The sequence below is a fragment of the Microbacterium sp. NPDC055357 genome (assembly GCF_053644835.1).
The window spans coordinates 1-17,567 of record NZ_JBSHLZ010000017.1 but is presented as its reverse complement, the minus strand read 5'-3'; the positions used below and the strand labels follow the sequence as shown (position 1 = coordinate 17,567).

Annotated in this window: 15 protein-coding genes, 1 tRNA gene and 1 pseudogene; 10 read left to right on the top strand and 7 right to left on the bottom strand. The window is 68.9% G+C overall.

Going from position 1 to position 17,567, the window contains the following annotated elements; translation table 11 throughout:
- Positions 1–95, top strand: a pseudogene (locus ACWICD_RS14290) (IS5/IS1182 family transposase); the annotation flags it as partial.
- Positions 96–186: 91 nt separating this feature from the next.
- Positions 187–1,398 (top strand): Fic family protein, encoded by a 1,212-nt coding sequence (locus ACWICD_RS14285; protein WP_376129651.1) that lies wholly within the window; start codon positions 187–189, stop codon positions 1,396–1,398.
- Between the two features lie 237 nt (positions 1,399–1,635).
- Here ACWICD_RS14285 and ACWICD_RS14280 read toward each other — a convergent pair.
- Positions 1,636–1,725, bottom strand: a tRNA-Ser gene (locus ACWICD_RS14280).
- Positions 1,726–1,805: 80 nt separating this feature from the next.
- Here ACWICD_RS14280 and ACWICD_RS14275 point away from each other — a divergent pair.
- Positions 1,806–3,176 (top strand): MFS transporter, encoded by a 1,371-nt coding sequence (locus ACWICD_RS14275; protein ID WP_376129653.1) that lies wholly within the window; start codon positions 1,806–1,808, stop codon positions 3,174–3,176.
- A gap of 88 nt (positions 3,177–3,264) precedes the next feature.
- The gene (locus ACWICD_RS14270) at positions 3,265–4,218 is read left to right on the top strand and encodes an L-lactate dehydrogenase (RefSeq protein WP_376129656.1); all 954 of its coding nucleotides are present in this window, start codon (positions 3,265–3,267) and stop codon (positions 4,216–4,218) included.
- Here the strand turns inward: ACWICD_RS14270 and ACWICD_RS14265 are convergent.
- On the bottom strand, positions 4,215–4,718 hold the full coding sequence (locus tag ACWICD_RS14265; RefSeq protein ID WP_376129659.1) for an SRPBCC domain-containing protein: 504 nt from the start codon (positions 4,716–4,718) through the stop codon (positions 4,215–4,217). The two genes, ACWICD_RS14270 and ACWICD_RS14265, sit on opposite strands and share 4 nt — an antisense overlap.
- A gap of 70 nt (positions 4,719–4,788) precedes the next feature.
- Here ACWICD_RS14265 and radA point away from each other — a divergent pair, with 70 nt between their 5' ends.
- Entirely contained in the window at positions 4,789–6,156 is a 1,368-nt protein-coding gene (gene radA, locus ACWICD_RS14260; protein ID WP_454140541.1) for a DNA repair protein RadA, read from the top strand.
- Here radA and ACWICD_RS14255 read toward each other — a convergent pair.
- From ACWICD_RS14255 to ACWICD_RS14245, 3 genes are all read right to left on the bottom strand, one after another.
- Entirely contained in the window at positions 6,153–6,563 is a 411-nt protein-coding gene (locus ACWICD_RS14255; protein ID WP_376129665.1) for a dehydrogenase, read from the bottom strand. The genes radA and ACWICD_RS14255 overlap by 4 nt on opposite strands.
- 273 nt (positions 6,564–6,836) lie before the next feature.
- The gene (locus ACWICD_RS14250) at positions 6,837–7,526 is read right to left on the bottom strand and encodes a hypothetical protein (protein WP_454140540.1); all 690 of its coding nucleotides are present in this window, start codon (positions 7,524–7,526) and stop codon (positions 6,837–6,839) included.
- Between the two features lie 51 nt (positions 7,527–7,577).
- On the bottom strand, positions 7,578–8,081 hold the full coding sequence (locus ACWICD_RS14245; protein WP_376129671.1) for an amino-acid N-acetyltransferase: 504 nt from the start codon (positions 8,079–8,081) through the stop codon (positions 7,578–7,580).
- Positions 8,082–8,279: 198 nt separating this feature from the next.
- On the opposite strand from ACWICD_RS14245, the gene ACWICD_RS14240 reads away from it, so the two are divergent.
- Both ACWICD_RS14240 and ACWICD_RS14235 read left to right on the top strand, forming a co-directional pair.
- The gene (locus ACWICD_RS14240; protein ID WP_454140539.1) at positions 8,280–9,311 is read left to right on the top strand and encodes a COG1470 family protein; all 1,032 of its coding nucleotides are present in this window, start codon (positions 8,280–8,282) and stop codon (positions 9,309–9,311) included.
- Positions 9,312–9,423: 112 nt separating this feature from the next.
- Entirely contained in the window at positions 9,424–11,421 is a 1,998-nt protein-coding gene (locus tag ACWICD_RS14235) for a metallophosphoesterase (protein ID WP_454140538.1), read from the top strand.
- Between the two features lie 123 nt (positions 11,422–11,544).
- On the opposite strand, the gene ACWICD_RS14230 is transcribed toward ACWICD_RS14235, so the two are convergent.
- Positions 11,545–14,070 (bottom strand): ATP-dependent Clp protease ATP-binding subunit, encoded by a 2,526-nt coding sequence (locus ACWICD_RS14230; protein WP_376131212.1) that lies wholly within the window; start codon positions 14,068–14,070, stop codon positions 11,545–11,547.
- A gap of 183 nt (positions 14,071–14,253) precedes the next feature.
- Here ACWICD_RS14230 and ACWICD_RS14225 point away from each other — a divergent pair, with 183 nt between their 5' ends.
- From ACWICD_RS14225 to ACWICD_RS14215, 3 genes are read left to right on the top strand one after another with little or no spacing between them, the layout of a single operon-like run.
- On the top strand, positions 14,254–14,856 hold the full coding sequence (locus tag ACWICD_RS14225) for a hypothetical protein (protein ID WP_454140537.1): 603 nt from the start codon (positions 14,254–14,256) through the stop codon (positions 14,854–14,856).
- Entirely contained in the window at positions 14,856–15,458 is a 603-nt protein-coding gene (locus ACWICD_RS14220) for a hypothetical protein (RefSeq protein WP_376131218.1), read from the top strand. The genes ACWICD_RS14225 and ACWICD_RS14220 overlap by 1 nt, the downstream gene beginning before the upstream one ends.
- Before the next feature lie 37 nt (positions 15,459–15,495).
- Positions 15,496–15,726 carry a helix-turn-helix domain-containing protein gene (locus tag ACWICD_RS14215; protein WP_376131221.1) on the top strand — a complete coding sequence of 77 codons (231 nt, stop codon included), beginning with the start codon at positions 15,496–15,498 and terminating at the stop codon, positions 15,724–15,726.
- Positions 15,727–16,255: 529 nt separating this feature from the next.
- On the opposite strand, the gene ACWICD_RS14210 is transcribed toward ACWICD_RS14215, so the two are convergent.
- On the bottom strand, positions 16,256–17,251 hold the full coding sequence (locus ACWICD_RS14210) for an endonuclease domain-containing protein (protein ID WP_454140536.1): 996 nt from the start codon (positions 17,249–17,251) through the stop codon (positions 16,256–16,258).
- Positions 17,252–17,567: the final 316 nt, after the last annotated feature.

Genomic DNA, 17,567 nt, shown 5'->3' with positions numbered 1-17,567 from the left:
CGACCCGATACGACAAGCACGCCATCGTCTACCGCGCCGCGGTCCTCATCCAAGCCGTCATCGCCTGGACCCGACAATTATCAGACACGCCCTAGACCTTGACCACACCCCGCGCCCACGATTCCGTCTCGGTTAATTCGCATCCATTGATGACGGATGCGAGTTAGGGACGCTAAAATCGCAGATATGAGCAAGTCGACCACCCGGTGGCCGACGCACGGCGTCGAGACGCTGCCGTGGCGCCAGCAGGTGCGCGGTGGCACTCGCGAGGACCGGATGACGCGCGCCGTCGACGCCACCATCCCACCCTTCATCGCCGAGCTCGACTACGTCCCGCAGCTCGAGGAGATGATCGCCTCCGAGAAAGCTCTGCTCGCTGTCGCTCAGGCCGACACCGATGCCGAGGGACACTCGGCCGCGCTCAGTCGCTTCATGGTCCGATCCGAGTCGGCCGCTTCCTCCAAGATCGAGCGCATCAACGCGACCGCCCGCGACTACGCGAAAGCGATCGCTGGAAACAAGGGCAACTCGTCGGCCACCAGCATGGTCGCCGCCTCCCACTCCCTCCACGAGCTGATCACCACGGTCGGAGATGCTCGCCGCTTCGAGCTCGAGTTTCTCACCAGCGCGCATCGCGCACTCATGGCCGACGACCCCGAGGAAGCCGACTACGCCGGGCGCTTCCGCGACATGCAGAACTGGATCGGTGGCAGCGACCACTCGCCGCGCGGCGCCCTGCACGTCCCGCCCGCACCCGAGCGCGTGCACGCACTGATGGACGACCTCGTCGCCTACCTCAACCGCGACGACGTGCCCGCACTCGTCCAGGCCGCTATCGGTCACGCCCAGTTCGAGTCCATCCACGCTTTCACAGATGGCAACGGTCGCATCGGCCGTGCGCTCGTCTCTGCCGCGCTCCGACGTCGCGGTGCCACCAAGAATGCGGTCGTCCCCCTCGCCAGTGGGCTCCTTGCCCGCCGCGACGACTACTTCGCCGCGCTCGGCTCGTACCGCCTCGGCGACCCGGCCCCGCTCATCCTCCTGTTCGCCTTGTCAGCCCGCGTCGCTGCCACCGCCTCCCGCGAGACCATCGCACGCCTCACGGCCATGCCCGGCGAGTGGCGTGCGGACCTGAAGCCCCGCGCCGGCTCGGCAGCCGGGATCCTCATCGACGCGTTCTATGACCACCCGGTCATGTCCGTGCATGAAATCGACGCCGCCACCGCAGGCACCACCATCAGCCAGGCGTACCGCGTCATCGACCGGCTCGTTGAAGCCGGCTTCCTCGAAGAAATCACCGGTCGCAAGAAGGACCGCGTCTGGGCGGCATCCGAAGTGCTCGCCGAACTCGACGACCTCGACCGCCGCATCCAGGACGCCATGAAGGCCGAGCAATAGCCCGCCTCCCGATCTCCTCGTCCCTTCCGCCACCGCCAGGCCACAACACGGCTCATCCGTCACAGATAGACGAGAAGTGTCACCACCTAGGAGCCCAACAGTGTCACCGATGTCCTGAGTCATCACATCGCCTGATTCTCTTTCGGATGTGGGCAGGATGTGGGCACGGACCACCTTTGGGGCAAAGTGAAAGCCCCGCGATCCCAGTGTTTACAAGGGATCGCGGGGCTTCGACAATGGCGGTGACGGTGGGATTTGAACCCACGGTAGGGGTGAACCTACACAACATTTCGAGTGTTGCACCTTCGGCCGCTCGGACACGTCACCGCGGAAGAGTTTACGGCACGCCGACGGATGCCGCGAATCGAACTTCACCGGTTGTCCGGCCCCCGGCGTACCGTGTGTTCATGGCGACCACCCCGGGCGTGAACGAGCGACTCGTGCTCGCCATCGCCGTCCTGGCATCCTTCGTCGCCTTCCTCGATGGCACGGTCGTGAACGTCGCGCTCCCGGCGATCGAAGATGAACTCGGAGGCGGGCTCACGACGCAGCAGTGGGTCGTCGACTCCTACCTGATCACGCTCGGCGCACTGATCCTCGTCGCAGGGTCGGTGAGCGATGCGTTCGGCCGCATGCTCGTGCTGCGGATCGGCCTGATCGGGTTCGGGCTCGCATCGCTGGCGATCGCCGCGGCTCCGACGGCCGAGTTCCTCATCGTCTCGCGCGCTGTGCAGGGCGCCGCCGGCGCGTTTCTCGTGCCCAGCTCCCTCGCGCTCATCACCTCGACGTTCCACGGGGCAGCGCAGGCTCGCGCGATCGGCACCTGGACGGCGCTCACCACCGGCGCGATGGTGCTCGGACCGGTCATCGGCGGCGTCTTCGTCGACCTGCTCTCGTGGCGCCTGGCGTTCCTCATCAACGTCGTGCCGATCGGCGTGACGTTGTGGCTCATGGTGCGCGCCGACGTGCGCGACACACGACGAACGGATGCCGCGATCGACTGGCTGGGCGCCGTGCTCTGCACGCTGGGGCTCGGTGCGATGGTGTTCGCGCTCATCGAAGAGCCCCGGTTCGGGTGGAACTCCCCCGCTGTCTGGGCTCCCTTCGTGATCGGCGCCGTCCTGTTCGCGGGGTTCCTCATCCGTCAGCGCACCGCGACCGCTCCGATCCTGCCGCTCGATCTCTTCCGCGTGCGCAATTTCTGGACCGGCAACCTCGCAACGCTGTTCATCTATGGGGCACTCGCACTCAACGGCTTCGTCGTCGCGGTCTACCTGCAGCAGGGCGCCGGACTGTCCGCGACCCTGGCGGGGCTGGCCAGCCTGCCCATCACGGTGCTCATGATCCTGCTCAGCTCCCGCGTCGGCGACCTCGCCGGGCGGTGGGGGCCGCGCCTGTTCATGACGGTCGGCCCGTTGCTCATGGGCGCGGGTTCGCTCCTTCTTCTCACCGTCGCCGAAGACTTCTCGTACTGGTGGCAGGTCCTGCCGAGCATGCTCGTCATGGGCCTCGGCCTGTCGATCACGGTCGCCCCGCTGACCTCGGCGATCCTGGGCGCGATCGACACCGAGCGCTCGGGCATCGCGTCGGCGGTCAACAACGCCGTCTCCCGCGTGGCAGGACTGCTCACGATCGCCCTCCTCGCCACGATCCTGGGCGGTGCTCTCGATCTGGGCGGGTTCCATCGCGCCGCCGTCGTCACCGCGGCGCTCATGATCGCCGGCGGTGTCGTCTCGTTCGCCGGCATCCGCAATCCATCGCGGCCCGAGAGCGCCTGAGCATGCAGCGCGGGTTCTGTGCCAACCTCGCGCTCCCCGACGCGTCAGGCCCTGGCCCGCGGCATCCACCGCCTGCCACACTGGCCGCATGGCAGTCATCGAGAATTCGAAAGTCACCATCGTCGGGGCCGGAAGCGTCGGCTCGAGCGCCGCCTACGCCGCATTGATCCGGGGATCCGCGCGGCATGTCGCCCTGTACGACATCGCCACTGAGAAGGTCGAAGCCGAAGTGCTCGACCTCGCGCACGGCACCCAGTTCACGGGCACGAGCGACATCACGGGCGGCAGCGATCTGTCGGTCGTCGAGGGATCGCACGTCGTCGTCATCACGGCCGGCGCGAAGCAGCGGCCCGGCCAGACACGCATCGAGCTCGCGGGCGTGAACGCGGGGATCATCGCGTCGATGATGCCCGACCTGCTCAGCGTGGCCCCGAAGGCCGTCTATGTGCTCGTGACGAACCCCTGCGATGTGCTCACGGTGCTCGCGCAAGAGGCGACCGGGCTGCCACCCGAGCGGATCTTCGCATCAGGCACGGTGCTCGACACATCGCGGCTGCGTTGGAAGCTCGCAGAGCGCGCCGGGGTCTCGACCTCGAGCGTGCACGCGTCGATCGTCGGCGAGCACGGAGACACCGAGTTCCCGCTGTGGTCACGCGCCACGATCGGCACCGTGCCGATCCTGGATTGGGAGTCCGAGGGCCACCCGCGCATGACCAAGGACGAGCTCGACCAGATCGCGATCGATGTGCGTGACGCCGCCTACAAGGTCATCCAGGGAAAGGGCGCGACGAACTACGCGATCGGGCTGACGAGCGCGCGGATCGTCGAAGCGATCCTCAACGACGAGCGCGCGGTCATGCCGGTATCGCCCGTGCTCCACGATTTCCACGGCGTATCCGACGTCGCGCTGTCGGTGCCGTCCATCGTCAGCGCCCGCGGTGCCGTGCCGATCCGCGAGACGCGATTCGACGAGCACGAGCTCGAGCTCTTCCACCGTTCGGCCAAAGCGCTGCGCGAGGTCGCGGACTCGCTGCGCTCCTAGCCGCCCGCCGCGGCACCGCCCTCCGCTGTGCGTGAACCGTCCTTCCCCGCCGCCACGACGAGCCGCCCGAGATTCTCGAGCGACGACGCGAGACCGGCGGCGTGATCTTCCTCGGATACGCCCCGGGGCACATCGACGGCTTCGACCACGACGCGGGTTCCGCCGGGCACCGGCTCGAGCGTCCACCTCATGGTCATCGTGCCCGAATAGGCCTCATCGTCGGACGGAAAGTCCACCGCTTCGACGACCCTCTCTCCGGGCACGACCTCGACGCGCCTCACCTCGGTGACGTCTTCATCGGCGGATGCCTTGCCCCCGCCCGTCGGAGGCTCGCCATACGCCAGCCGCATCCGATATCCCGACATCGCGTCGAAGCGCTCGAGGTGGCCCGTCATCCCGGCCGGCGGCAGCCACGCGACCAACAGCGCCGGATCGACGAAGGCGCGGTAGACCGCATCGGGCGACGCGGCGACGAAACGGGAAGCACGATCCACTCGCATCCGCCCACATTAGAAGAGGGCTGCGACGCGCCGCCATGCCGATGTCGCACCCCCGACATAGCCTGGTCGCATGGCGACACGACGACCCGCGCAGACCGCGCCGTACCGGTGCACGGAGTGCGGGTGGACGACCGCGAAGTGGGCCGGCCGCTGCGGCGAGTGCCAGCAGTGGGGCACGGTCGTCGAGTCGTCCGAGCCGACAGGCATCCTGCGCGCCATGGTGCCGGTCTCCCCCGGCGCCGAGCGCACGGCCCGCCCGATCACGCACATCGACACGAACGACGCCCCGCGCCGCACGACCGGTGTGGGCGAGTTCGACCGCGTGCTCGGCGGCGGCATCGTGCCCGGCGCGGCCATCCTGCTCTCGGGCGAGCCCGGTGTCGGCAAGTCAACGCTGCTGCTCGACGTCGCCGCCCAGTCCGCCCGCGCGGGTCATCGCGTGCTCTACGCGAGCGCCGAGGAATCGACGGCGCAGGTGCGCCTGCGCGCTGAACGCACCGGCGCATTGCACGACGAGCTGTACCTCGCGAGCGAGACGGATCTCGCGACGATCCTCGGGCACATCGACGCCGTCCAGCCATCCCTGCTCATCGTCGACTCCGTGCAGACGGTCTCGTCGGCCCTGTCCGACGGCATCGCGGGTCAGCCGTCACAGGTGCGAGAGGTGGCCGCCACGCTCATCCGCGTCGCAAAGGATCGCAGCATCCCGACCATCATCGTGGGCCACGTCACGAAAGACGGCACGATCGCGGGTCCCCGCGTTCTCGAGCATCTCGTCGACGTCGTGTGCCACTTCGAGGGCGACCGGCAGACGTCGCTGCGCTTCGTGCGCGCGTTGAAGAACCGGTTCGGGCCGACAGACGAGGTCGGATGCTTCGACATGACCGGCGCCGGCATCACCGAGGTCCCCGATCCCAGCGCCCTCTTCCTGGGGCATGGCACGCCCGAGCCGGGCACGTGCGTCGCGATCGCACTCGAGGGGCGGCGAGCGCTTCCCGTCGAGGTTCAGGCGTTGACGATCAAGGCGAGCGGCCCGAATCCGCGCCGCGTCGTCAACGGCGTCGACGGCGCCCGGGTCGCGATGGTGCTCGCGGTGCTCGAGAAGAAGATCGAGCTCGTCACGAGCAACAAAGACGTCTATGTCTCGACCGTCGGAGGCGTCCGCTTCACCGAGCCCGCGGCCGATCTCGCGATCGCCGTGGCCGTCGCGGGCGCCCTGCGCAACGAAGCCACCCCTCGAACGCTCGCCGCCGTCGGCGAGCTGAGCCTCGCGGGCGAAGTGCGGCCCGTGACCCAGGCGGCGCAGCGCCGGTCCGAAGCGGCCCGCCTCGGCTATACCGACGTCATCGACAATCGCTCCGGCACGCTCCGCGGCGCGCTCGGTGATGTGCGCCGGCGCATCCGGGGCGTGCCCGGAGACGACGAACCCAGGTTCTAGGCGTCCAGCGCGGCGATGAGATCGTCCGGCGACGCCTGCATGGGGTGCGGTCCCGCGATGTCGAAGAACACCGTCGTGATCGTGTTCACGTGCGTGCCCAGAAACGCTCGCAGCGCGCCGGGTGACTGCAGCGCGACAGCCGACGGCAGCGACGCGGGCTTGTGAAGCGCGTCGCTGAACAGCAGCAACGCGACATCGCCGGTGTTCGGATCGCGGTACGTCCACACCTCGCCTACGTCGAGCGGGTTGTCGCGGTTGCCCGGCTTCAGGAGGGGGACGACGGTGGGCCCATGCCGCAGGGCGAGAGCGACGGCTGCCATGTCCTGCGTCTGCAGCGCGTCAGCGAGCTGCGTGTTGCGGAACTCGGGCGGCTCGTTCTTCTTGCCGCGCTTCTTACCGGATGCCATGGCTCCAAGCCTACGCACGCCGCCGGTGCGGAAAAGTCTGGCCCCCTCTGGTCGGCCCTGGCCGGGGCCGACCCAGAGAGGGCCACGATGCTCTCCGAGACTGGCCGTCACGACAACTCGCTGGGGGACGAGACATTGCTGGGGACAACGTGCCGCAGCCAATACGGGAGCTGAGTCAAGGATACCGGAGCGCGCAACAAGCGTCTGTCCCCATTTCGGGGGACAGACACAGATGAGGCGGGGGGGTGGGCGGCGCGTCAACGCGACACGTGCTCAGTATAGAAGAAGCTGCTTGGACTGCGAAGAGGAGATCCCGCCGATCTCGACGGCGAGATGGTACGACGCGCCGCCGCCGGGCGCGACCTCGCGCTGCGCGTCGTCACATGTTCCGACGGCGGAGCGCGTCCGATCCCACACGATGGGGGCGGCGCTGGTCACGCTCTGACCGGCCGCGAGGAGCACAACCATGTCGCTCGGCTCGGACTGGCAGTCCGTCGATCGCCACCACACGTCGCTGCCGCTGCTGACGGTGAACACCTGGGTGCTCGTGCCGACGTTGAGCACGCAGTCCACCTCGCCGGTGTTCGTGAGCCGGATCGACAGCTCGGGGTCCTGACCTGACCCGTACGAGTCCTGGTCGGCCAGCGCCTCGACCGTGATGTCGTCCGTGAGGCACGCCGCCGCGCCGGCGGGGGTTGTCGTTCCGGCCGACTCGGTCGCCGACGGCGTCGACTCGCCGGTCGCCTCCTGCGACGAGGCGTTCGGGATGGGCAGTTCGGTTGCGGCATCCGGTGCGTGCTGAGTCGCCGACGACTGCGCGGGCACCGTGGCGTTGCTGCGCCACGGCTGGGCGATGAGCAGCCACACGACCGCGGCGACGACGAGGAGTGCGAGCACCAGCACGAGCCGACGTCGTCGGTAGACCGCCGGGGAGTGTCGCCGGCGCGGAGGAGTGCCGCTCATGGATCCAGGGTAGGCACGACACCGCGACGTGCTCGCCGCGGCGCGCCCTTCTCAGAGATGCTTCAGCATGCGCGTGTTGCCGAGCGTGTTCGGCTTGACGTGCGCGAGGTCGAGGAATTCCGCGACGCCCTCGTCAGGGCTGCGCACGAGCTGCGAATACACGTCCGGCGCGACGACCTGCTCGCCGATCTGCGCGAAGCCGCGCCGGGTGAAGAACTCCACCTCGAAGGTGAGGCAGAACAGCCGGGTGAGACCCAGTTCACGAGCATTCTCTTCGAGCCGTTCCACGATGCGGCGTCCGACGCCGTGATGCAGCCATTCGTCGGCCACGATCAGGGTGCGCACCTCGCCGAGGTCCTCCCAGATGACATGGAGGGCGCCGCATCCGATCAGCTGGCCGGACGCATCCTCTGCGACGACGAACTGCTGCAGCGCCTCGTACAGCACGACGAGATCTTTGCCGAGCAGGATCCGGCGCTGCACGTAGGGCTCGAGCATGTCCTGGATGCCGCGCACGTCGGCGGCGCGCGCGGCGCGCACGATGTACTCGGCCATGCCCTCAAGCCTAGGGCGCACCGCTGCGATACCCGTGCGGCGTGCAGGAAATGTGACGGATGCCGCCTCGGCGACGCGACACGCCGCTCGACACCGCCGTGCGCCCTGCGCATCGTCCGCGCCCGAAAACGGCTACCCGCACGTCGCCGGTTGTTCACCCCGGCGCCGTACCGTCGCGCGACACGATCAGGAGGCACGATGCGCGGGCGACAGGGCACGAAGAATCCAGCGGTACGGCTGGCGGCGGTGGTCGCGGTGGGCCTTCTGGCCGGATCAGCGGCCGCCGTCAGCGCCGCACCCGCGTCGAGCGACGCGGCCCTCGCCTGGGGCATCGCCCCCGCCTCGGCCGCCGGCGCCGACGGCCGGGTCTCGATCCGCGCGACCCTCGACCCGGGCGCGGTCGCCACCGAGCACGTCGAGCTGTCGAACCTCTCGGACGCGCCGCTCACGTTCGCCCTCGCGGGGGCCGACGGCACGATCACCCCCGAGGGCGACTTCGACGTGCTCGCCGACGGCGCGACCTCGACGCGGGCCGGGCTCTGGATCGACGTGCCCGCCGAGGTGACCGTGCCGCCGCGTTCGGACACCGTCGTCCCCGTGTCGATCACGGTGCCCGCCGATGCTCTGCCCGGCGACCACCCCGCCGGCATCGTCGCCACCCCCGCGCGGGACCTCGCGACGGCGGACGGCGTCACCTTCGTCGCGCGCACGGGGGTGCGCCTGCACCTGCGTGTCGCGGGCGAACTCGCCCCCGCCCTGACCCCGCGCGTCACGGCCCTCGACTACGAGCCGAGCTGGAATCCGCTCGCCCCCGGGCGGCTGCGCATCACGTGGGAGGTCGCGAACACCGGCAACGTGCGTCTGGGCGGCGAGCCGACGCTCTCGGTGTCGGGCCTCGGGGGTCTGGTCTCCCAGGTCGAGGGCGAGCGTCTCGAGCAGTTCCGCGAGCTCCTTCCCGACGGCCTGCGCGCCGGCGTCACGACGGTCGACGCGTGGCCGCTGTTCGCGCTCTCCGCCGACACGGTCGTGACGCCCACCGTCGTCGGCGACGACCTGGTGGAGACCGTCCTGCCCACGGGCATCGCGTCGGCGACCGTGATCGCGGTGCCCTGGGTGCACCTGGCGATCCTCGTCGCCGAGGGACTCGTCGTCGCGGTCATCATCGGTCGGGTCCGGGCTCGTCGCCCGGCACCCCCGTCGACGGATGCCGCGCCCCGGCCCGGCACCTGAGTCACCCCCCGTTCATCTCGGCGTCGACGCGGGGTCGCGGTCGCGACCGCGCCCGGTCACACGCGCTCGCAAGCATCGTGTGCGTAAGGTCCGCCCTCTACGAAAGAACACGATGAGCATCAGAACCCGCAAGAAATCGCTCGCTCTGTGCGCCGGCATCCTCACCGCCGCCGTCGTCGCGAGCCCCTTCGGAGCCGCAGCCGCCGTCGCCGCCGATGACACCGTCATCGGCGCGCCGGAGCGTGTCATCCTCAACCCGACCGCCGACCCCGCGACGTCGCAGCTGGTGACGTGGCGTTCGGTGGATGTCGCCACCGACACTCCCGCCAAGGTCGAGGTCCGCGACGCCGCCGGCAACGTCACGACCGTGACCGCCGCCACCAAGAAGGTGCTGTACATCGGCGCTGACAACCAGGTCAAGACCGCCGCGGCCGACGCCGCGAAGACGGCCGTCACGTTCACGGCCGAGCTCACGGGCCTCGAGCCGGGCGCGAGCTACGCGTACCGCGTCATCACGGGCGGGATCGCCGACGAGTGGAACACCTTCACGACGGCGTCCGCCGCCGCCGATCCGTACACCTTCACGTGGTACGCCGACGGTCAGAACGACCTGACGCAGTACTGGACCCCCATCGTCGATTTCACCTCGAACGCGTTCCCCAACTCGGCGCTCACGCTGCAGTCGGGCGACCTGATCAACTACTCGGTCGAGAACGAGTGGGACGAGTGGTTCGAGATCACCGACGGCGAACGCCAGAGCGAGAACTGGGTCGTCGCGCCCGGCAACCACGAGTACTCGCGTGACGCCGCGGCGTCGTACTGGGACGCCAGCTTCACCACGGCCCACAACGGCCCGACGGTCGACCCGGCGGCCGATGCGAGCACGCAGGCCTACCAGCAGCTCGCGGTGGACCACCTCAAGGACAAGGCGTACTACACCGACTACCAGGGCGTGCGCTTCATCCAGCTGAACTCGCAGCTCGTCGGCCAGTCGGCCGTCGAGGCGTCGCTCGGTGTCGACCTGCCGAACCTCGAGAGCGCCGCCTGGCAGCAGGTCTACCTGGGCGTCCAGTCGCAGTGGCTCGACCGCGTGCTCGAGGAGTCGACGGCGAACTGGGACGTCGTCTCGTTCCACCACCCGACCTTCTCGGTCTCGCAAGGCCGCAACCAGCCGCTCCAGCGGGCTGCATGGCTGCCCATCTTCCAGAAGCACAACGTCGACCTCGTGCTCTCGGGCCACGACCACACCTACGGTCGCGGCTACCTGAACGAGGACGCCGTCGAAGGCGCCACCGACGGTCCCGTCTTCGCCGTGTCGAACTCGGGCCCGAAGCACTACAACCTCGCGACCGACGAGACGAACGTGTGGCTCAACAACGGCGCGACGCAGGTGACGAAGTACCAGCACATCTCGCTCACGCAGGGCATCCGCGTGACCCCCACGACGCTCGAGTACGAGGCCGTGGTCGCCCAGACCGGTCGCGGCGCCAACCCGAACACCGACCTGCAGGTCGGCGACACCGGTGACGCGTTCACGATCGTCCGCCACGCCGACGGCTCGAAGAGCGTCACCGAGGGCATCCAGCGCCGCGTCGCGACGGGCCTCGGCGACAGCGGCGAGCCGGTCGGCGGCGACATGGTCGTCGAGGCCGAGATCCCGAGCCTCGGTGAAGGCGCGCTGAGCCTCAGCGTCGCGGACGAGAGCGACACGATCGCCCTCGGCGAGGCGGTCAACAACGGCGACCGCTGGTCGTTCGCCGCGGAGCTGCCCGTCGTGAGCGTGACGGACACGCGCACCGACGCTGCCGGCTGGAGCGTCACGGTGAACTTCGACGACCTCGTCGGACACCGCGGCACGATCGAGTCGTCGCACCTCGGCTGGTTCCCCCGTGTCCTCGACGCCGCGACCGCCCGCGCCGGTCAGCCCGTCAGCGGCAAGCTGTCCGGCGGCGAAGGCCTCGTCGGCGCGCAGCTGCTGGCCGGAGCCGACGACCACGCGCGCTGGGGCACGACGCGCCTCGGTGCCGACGTGACGCTCGAGGCGCCCATCGGAGCGCAGCAGGGCACCTACCAGGGCGCCGTGCACGTCTCGCTCTTCCCGGTCGACTGACCAAGTCCGACCCACCCGGGGCCGGTCGTCTCCTCGAGACGGCCGGCCTTCGGCGTCGGCACCGACGACGAAGAGCGGATGCCGCGTGCTCGAGCACGCGGCATCCGCTCTGTCGTCAGGAGGTCAGGACCCGATCGCGAGGTCGGGCGTCGCCGAGATCTCGCCGCCCGAGGTGATGCCCACGGCGACCTTCTCGCCGCGCGGGCCGTGCTCGAACTGGAAGACGCCGTTCTCGGTGTCGACCTTGACGTGATCGCCGGAGTTGAGCTCGCCGTGCAGGATCTTCTCGGACAGGCGGTCCTCGATCTCCTGCTGCATCGCCCGGCGCAGCGGGCGTGCGCCCAGTGCCGGGTCGAAGCCGATCTCGATGAGCTTCTCCTTGGCCGACTGCGACAGCTCGATCGTCATGTCGCGGTCGAGGAGGCGCTCGGACAGGCGCTTGGTGAACAGGTCGACGATCTGCACGAGCTCGACCTTGGACAGCTGCGGGAAGACGATGATGTCGTCGACGCGGTTGAGGAACTCGGGCTTGAAGTGACGCTTGAGCTCCTCCTGCACCTTGCCCTTCATCCGGTCGTACGACGTCGCCGTGTCACCCTCGACCTGGAAGCCCACCGGGCCGCCCGCGATGTCGCGCGCGCCGAGGTTGGTCGTCATGATGATGACGGTGTTCTTGAAGTCGACCACGCGTCCCTGACCGTCGGTCAGACGCCCCTCTTCGAGGATCTGCAGGAGCGAGTTGAAGATGTCGGGGTGGGCCTTCTCGATCTCGTCGAAGAGCACGACCGAGAACGGCTTGCGGCGCACCTTCTCGGTGAGCTGACCGCCCTCTTCGAAGCCGACGAACCCGGGAGGGGCACCGAACAGACGCGAGACGGTGTGCTTCTCACCGAACTCCGACATGTCGAGCGAGATGAGCGCGGCCTCGTCGTCGAACAGGAACTCGGCGAGCGCCTTGGCGAGCTCGGTCTTTCCGACGCCCGTGGGGCCGGCGAAGATGAACGATCCCGACGGACGCTTGGGGTCTTTGAGCCCCGCGCGCTGGCGGCGGATCGTGCGCGAGAGCGCCGCGATCGCCTCTTCCTGGCCGATGACGCGCTGGTGCAGCGCCTTCTCCATGAAGACCAGACGGCTGGTCTCTTCCTCCGTGAGCTTGAAGACCGGGATGCCGGTGGCCTGAGCCAGCACTTCGGCGATGAGGCCCTCATCGACGACGGCGTGGGTCGCGACGTCACCCGACTTCCACTGCTTCTCGAGGCGCAGACGCTCGGCGAGGAGGGACTTCTCCTCGTCGCGCAGCGATGCGGCCTTCTCGAAGTCCTGGTCCTCGGACGCCTGCTCCTTCTGCTGGCGCACGTCGGCGATCTTGTCGTCGAACTCGCGCAGCTCGGGCGGGCTCGACAGGATCGACAGCCGCAGGCGGGCTCCGGCCTCGTCGATCAGGTCGATCGCCTTGTCGGGCAGGAACCGGTCGGACACGTAGCGGTCGGCGAGGTTCGCCGCCGCGACGATCGCGCCGTCGGTGATCTGCACCTTGTGGTGCGCCTCGTACCGGTCGCGCAGACCCTTCAGGATGTTGATCGCGTGCGGGAGGCTGGGCTCGGCGACCTGGATCGGCTGGAAGCGGCGCTCGAGCGCAGCATCCTTCTCGAAGTGCTTGCGGTACTCGTCGAGCGTCGTGGCGCCGATCGTCTGCAGCTCACCGCGGGCGAGGAGCGGCTTCAGGATGGATGCCGCGTCGATGGCGCCTTCTGCGGCTCCGGCTCCGACGAGGGTGTGGATCTCGTCGATGAAGACGATGATGTCACCGCGCGTGCGGATCTCCTTCGTCACCTTCTTGAGGCGCTCTTCGAAGTCACCGCGGTAGCGGGACCCGGCGATGAGCGAGCCGAGGTCGAGCGAGTAGACCTGCTTGTCCTTGAGCGTCTCGGGCACGTCGTTCTTGACGATCGCCTGCGCGAGGCCCTCGACGACGGCGGTCTTGCCGACGCCGGGCTCGCCGATCAGGACGGGGTTGTTCTTGGAGCGGCGCGAGAGGATCTGCATGACCCGCTCGATCTCCTTCTCGCGCCCGATGACGGGGTCGAGCTTGTTGTCGCGGGCGGCCTGCGTGAGGTTGCGGCCGAACTGGTCGAGGACGGCCGAGCCGCCCTGCGTCGAACCCTGAGCCTGCTCGCCGGCGCCGGTCGCGACTCCCGCGGGCTCCTTGCCCTGGTAGCCGCTGAGCAGCTGGATGACCTGCTGGCGCACCTTGTTGAGGTCGGCGCCGAGCTTGACGAGCACCTGTGCGGCGACGCCCTCGCCCTCGCGGATGAGACCGAGCAGGATGTGCTCGGTGCCGATGTAGTTGTGGCCGAGCTGCAGCGCTTCGCGCAGCGACAGCTCGAGCACCTTCTTGGCACGCGGCGTGAAGGGGATGTGGCCGGTCGGCTGCTGCTGCCCCTGGCCGATGATGTCCTGCACCTGCTCACGCACGGCGTCGAGCGAGATGCCGAGGCTCTCGAGGGCCTTCGCGGCGACGCCCTCACCCTCGTGGATCAGCCCGAGCAGAATGTGCTCGGTGCCGATGTAGTTGTGGTTGAGCATCTTCGCCTCTTCTTGGGCGAGCACCACCACGCGACGGGCGCGGTCCGTGAATCTCTCGAACATCGTCTCCTCCGGACAGACGCTCCTCTGGCGCCTACACACGAGGGTAACGAGGGCACGGATGCCGCATGCCCGTGTTCGCCGTAGGCATAGCGCGCGCGGACCGCGGCCGCGGGCGGGCCTTGACACGCGGCATCCGCTTTCATATCGTTTTTCGATACCAACGATTATCGATATGGAGAGGTCATGTCCACGAAGCCCGATCTGCAGGCGCGTCGCGACCGGTCCGACCTGTGGGCCGCGATCATCGTCGCCGCCCTCGCCGCCGTGTTCGTCGTCCGTGCCACTTCGGAGTCGATCACCGTCATGTTCAGCCGGCCCGGTGCGATCATCGCCGACACCCCCGTCGTCGCGAGCGACGTCACGCTCGCCGACGGCATCCCCGCTGTCGTGTCCACGGCGCAGGTCGTCACCGAAGGTGTCTCGCCGGTCACGGCCACGGTCCTCGTGACCGGCATCGTGCTGTTCTCGGCGTCGCTGCTGGCCGCCATCGTGCTGGCCTGCCTGCTGTGCCGCAACCTGCTGCGGGCCATCGTCTTCAGCCGGACCAACACCCGACTGCTGTTCGCGATCTCGATGGTGCTTCTCTTCGGCAGCCTCGGTGGGACGTGGTTCCGGATGATGGGACTCAACGGGGTGTTCGCCGCGCTCGGTTCCACGTTCGACCAGCAGTTCGCGCTCTTCGTCGAGGGTGCGCCCACGTTGATCGCAGTGCTGGCCGCCGGCGTGCTCGTCATCGTCTTCCGGCGCGGCGACCACATGCAGCGCGATGCGGAAGGACTCGTCTGATGGCGGTCACCTCCAGCCGCGTCGACCGGATCACCATGAAGGTGGTCGGCGGGTTCGTCGTCGCTCTCACCGTCGCCCTCGCGGCGCAGTCCTTCGTCGCGGCCGGCAGCTTCATCTGGGCGCATGAGCTCACCCTCAGCCTTCTCGCCGACGCCTCGACCGCCGTTACCGGTCCCGTCACGGCCGCGACGTTCTCATCGGTCGACGTGACGACCGACCAGCTCAGCGCCGCCGCGCGGGCCTGCTTCGCCGTCGGGAGCGCCCTGCTCGGGCTGACCGCGCTCGCGGTGGGCGGCGCGCTGGCATGGCTCATGTTCGCGGCATCCTCGGGTCGACCGTTCTCGTCGGGGCTCTACCGGGTCACCCTCGCGGGAGCGTTCGCCCTCGTGCTCGGCCCGCTGCTCGCGACGGCGGCGACGGGCTTCGGGTCGATGCAGGCGGCGTTCGAACTGGATGCGGGTGTGCCCGACGTGCTCGTGCCGGGGTGGACGATGTCGTCGTGGGGCGTTGCGATCCCCCTCGTCGGGCTCGGGCTGATCATCCTCGCGTACGTCTTCCGGTACATGCAGCGCCTCGAGCGCGACACGGCAGGGCTCGTCTGATGCGGGGCGTGGTGCGACGCGATGCGGTGGTGCCGGCATGACCCCCGCCGAAGACGAGGGCCCCACCGGCATCCGCTGTCGGCTCGACGAGCTCCTCGCCGAGCGCGGCATGACCCTCACCCGGCTCTCCGAACTCGTCGGGGTGTCGGTCGTGAACCTGTCGATCCTCAAGAACGACCGGGCCCGCGCGATCCGCTACTCGACGCTCTCGGCGATCTGCCGCGTGCTCGACTGCGAGGTCGGCGACCTGCTGGTCCGCGCCGACTGACGGCGTCGCGGGTGTTCGGCTGCCTTGCATCCCCGGGCTCGCCCCCGTGCGTTCACTTGCCCCACTCTGCTGCCCCGCACCGCGCGATGAGCAGGTTCAGGCAATCCAACACACACCGACGCAGATCATCCGCACCCACGCAGTTCGACCCACGCCCCGACGTTCACTTGTCTCGCTCTGCTGCCCCGCACCGCACGATGAGCAGGTTCAGGCAACTGAACGCGCGCCCCCGACGTTCACTTGCCCCACTCTGCCCCCCGCAAGCGCGCGACGAGCAGAGTCAGGCAACTCAAGGGGATGCCGCAGGACCGCCGCGTCCGGAAGTGCTCGCGCGGGCGCGGTACGCGCCGCGCGCACGCGCGAGAAAGGGCGCACCCACGCAGTTCGACCCACGCCACGACGCTCACTTGCCCCACTCTGCTGCCCCGCACCGCACGACGAGCAGGTTCAGGCAACTGAACGCACGCCCCCGACGTTCACTTGCCCCACTCTGTCCCCCGCAAGCGCGCGACGAGCAGAGTCAGGCAACTCAACAGGATGCCGCAGGCCCGCCGCGTCCGGAAGTGCTCGCGCGGGCGCGGTACGCGCCGCGCGCACGCGCGAGAAAGGGCGCACGCTCGGACTTGAGGTCGCTCTTGACCACGCGGATGATCCGCCAGCCCAGATCGGCGAGCATCTCGACCCGGGTGATATCGGTGGCCCACTGCTCGGGGTCTGTCAGATGGTGCTCGCCTTCGTACTCGAACCCGAGGAGAAGCTTGGGATAGGCCAGATCGATGAGCGCGACGATCCGCCCGTCGACGACGACCGGCCAGTTCAGTTCGGGTTCGGGCAGACCGCCGTCGACAAGGGTGAGCCGAGTGCGCGTCTCTTGGCGGGAACGCGACCGGATGCGGATGAGAGGCAGCGACTCGCGAAGCGCCGCAATCCCCCGCCGACGGCCCGCCGTCATCATCGCCGCCAGCTGGTCGACGGTCGTCAGCGCCGGCGGATCCTCCCGCCGCATCGGCTCGCGCACGAAGTAGTCACCGAGCACGACGAGGTCCTCCACGCTGAGCAGCGCGCCCATCATCGCCCAGGTCGCAGCCGGACTCGTCGCGCGCAGCCCCGTGGCCGGTTCCGTCACGATATGCGCCAAGCCCGGCTTGACCGATCGGCCACGCACGCCGCTCCCCCGTGGTGCTCGTGCGGGCAGGAGCACGCCGAGATCAAGCGGGCGATCGGTGTGCGAGCCCTCGGCATCCCGTTCCGAAAAGATCCAGTTCGGAAGCGGCGCGCCCCACAGCGCACACGCCGAAACGAGGCAGAAGAACTCCGTCGAGCGCATGCGGACTGCGAACGCGTTGGCGCGTCGGCGCACGCTCGCCTCACCCCTCTCATTCGGCGGAGGAGTCCCGCTGCGGACACCGAAGAACGGGGTGTCGAGATCGCGCCCGCGCAAGCGCCCGGCGCCGACTCCCAGGGCGAGCGCGGACGAGACGGCGAACGGGTAGCCGAGAGCCTCGGGCAACGGAGATGAAGACACGGAACCAGGATGGGGCTGACCACGCGCTCCCCGGTGGCCGGTGGCCAGATCTGTGGAGAGTTCGGATCCATCCACAGGTCCGCACGGCATCTGCCCGAGGCGGTGAAGGTCGCCGTTGCGCGCTCCTGTGTCTGCATCAGCGTGCGTGTCTGCTCAGCGTGCGTGTCTGCTCAGCTTCTCTGTTCGTTTGCCTCAAACTGCGCTGCTCCACGTGAGAGGAGCGGGTGACGTCCCGCTGAGTGGTGGAGAATCTCGACACCGTGCGGGATCAGCTGTTGTGATTATGCCGCAGTGAGTTCGGGAATCGCGACCTCCT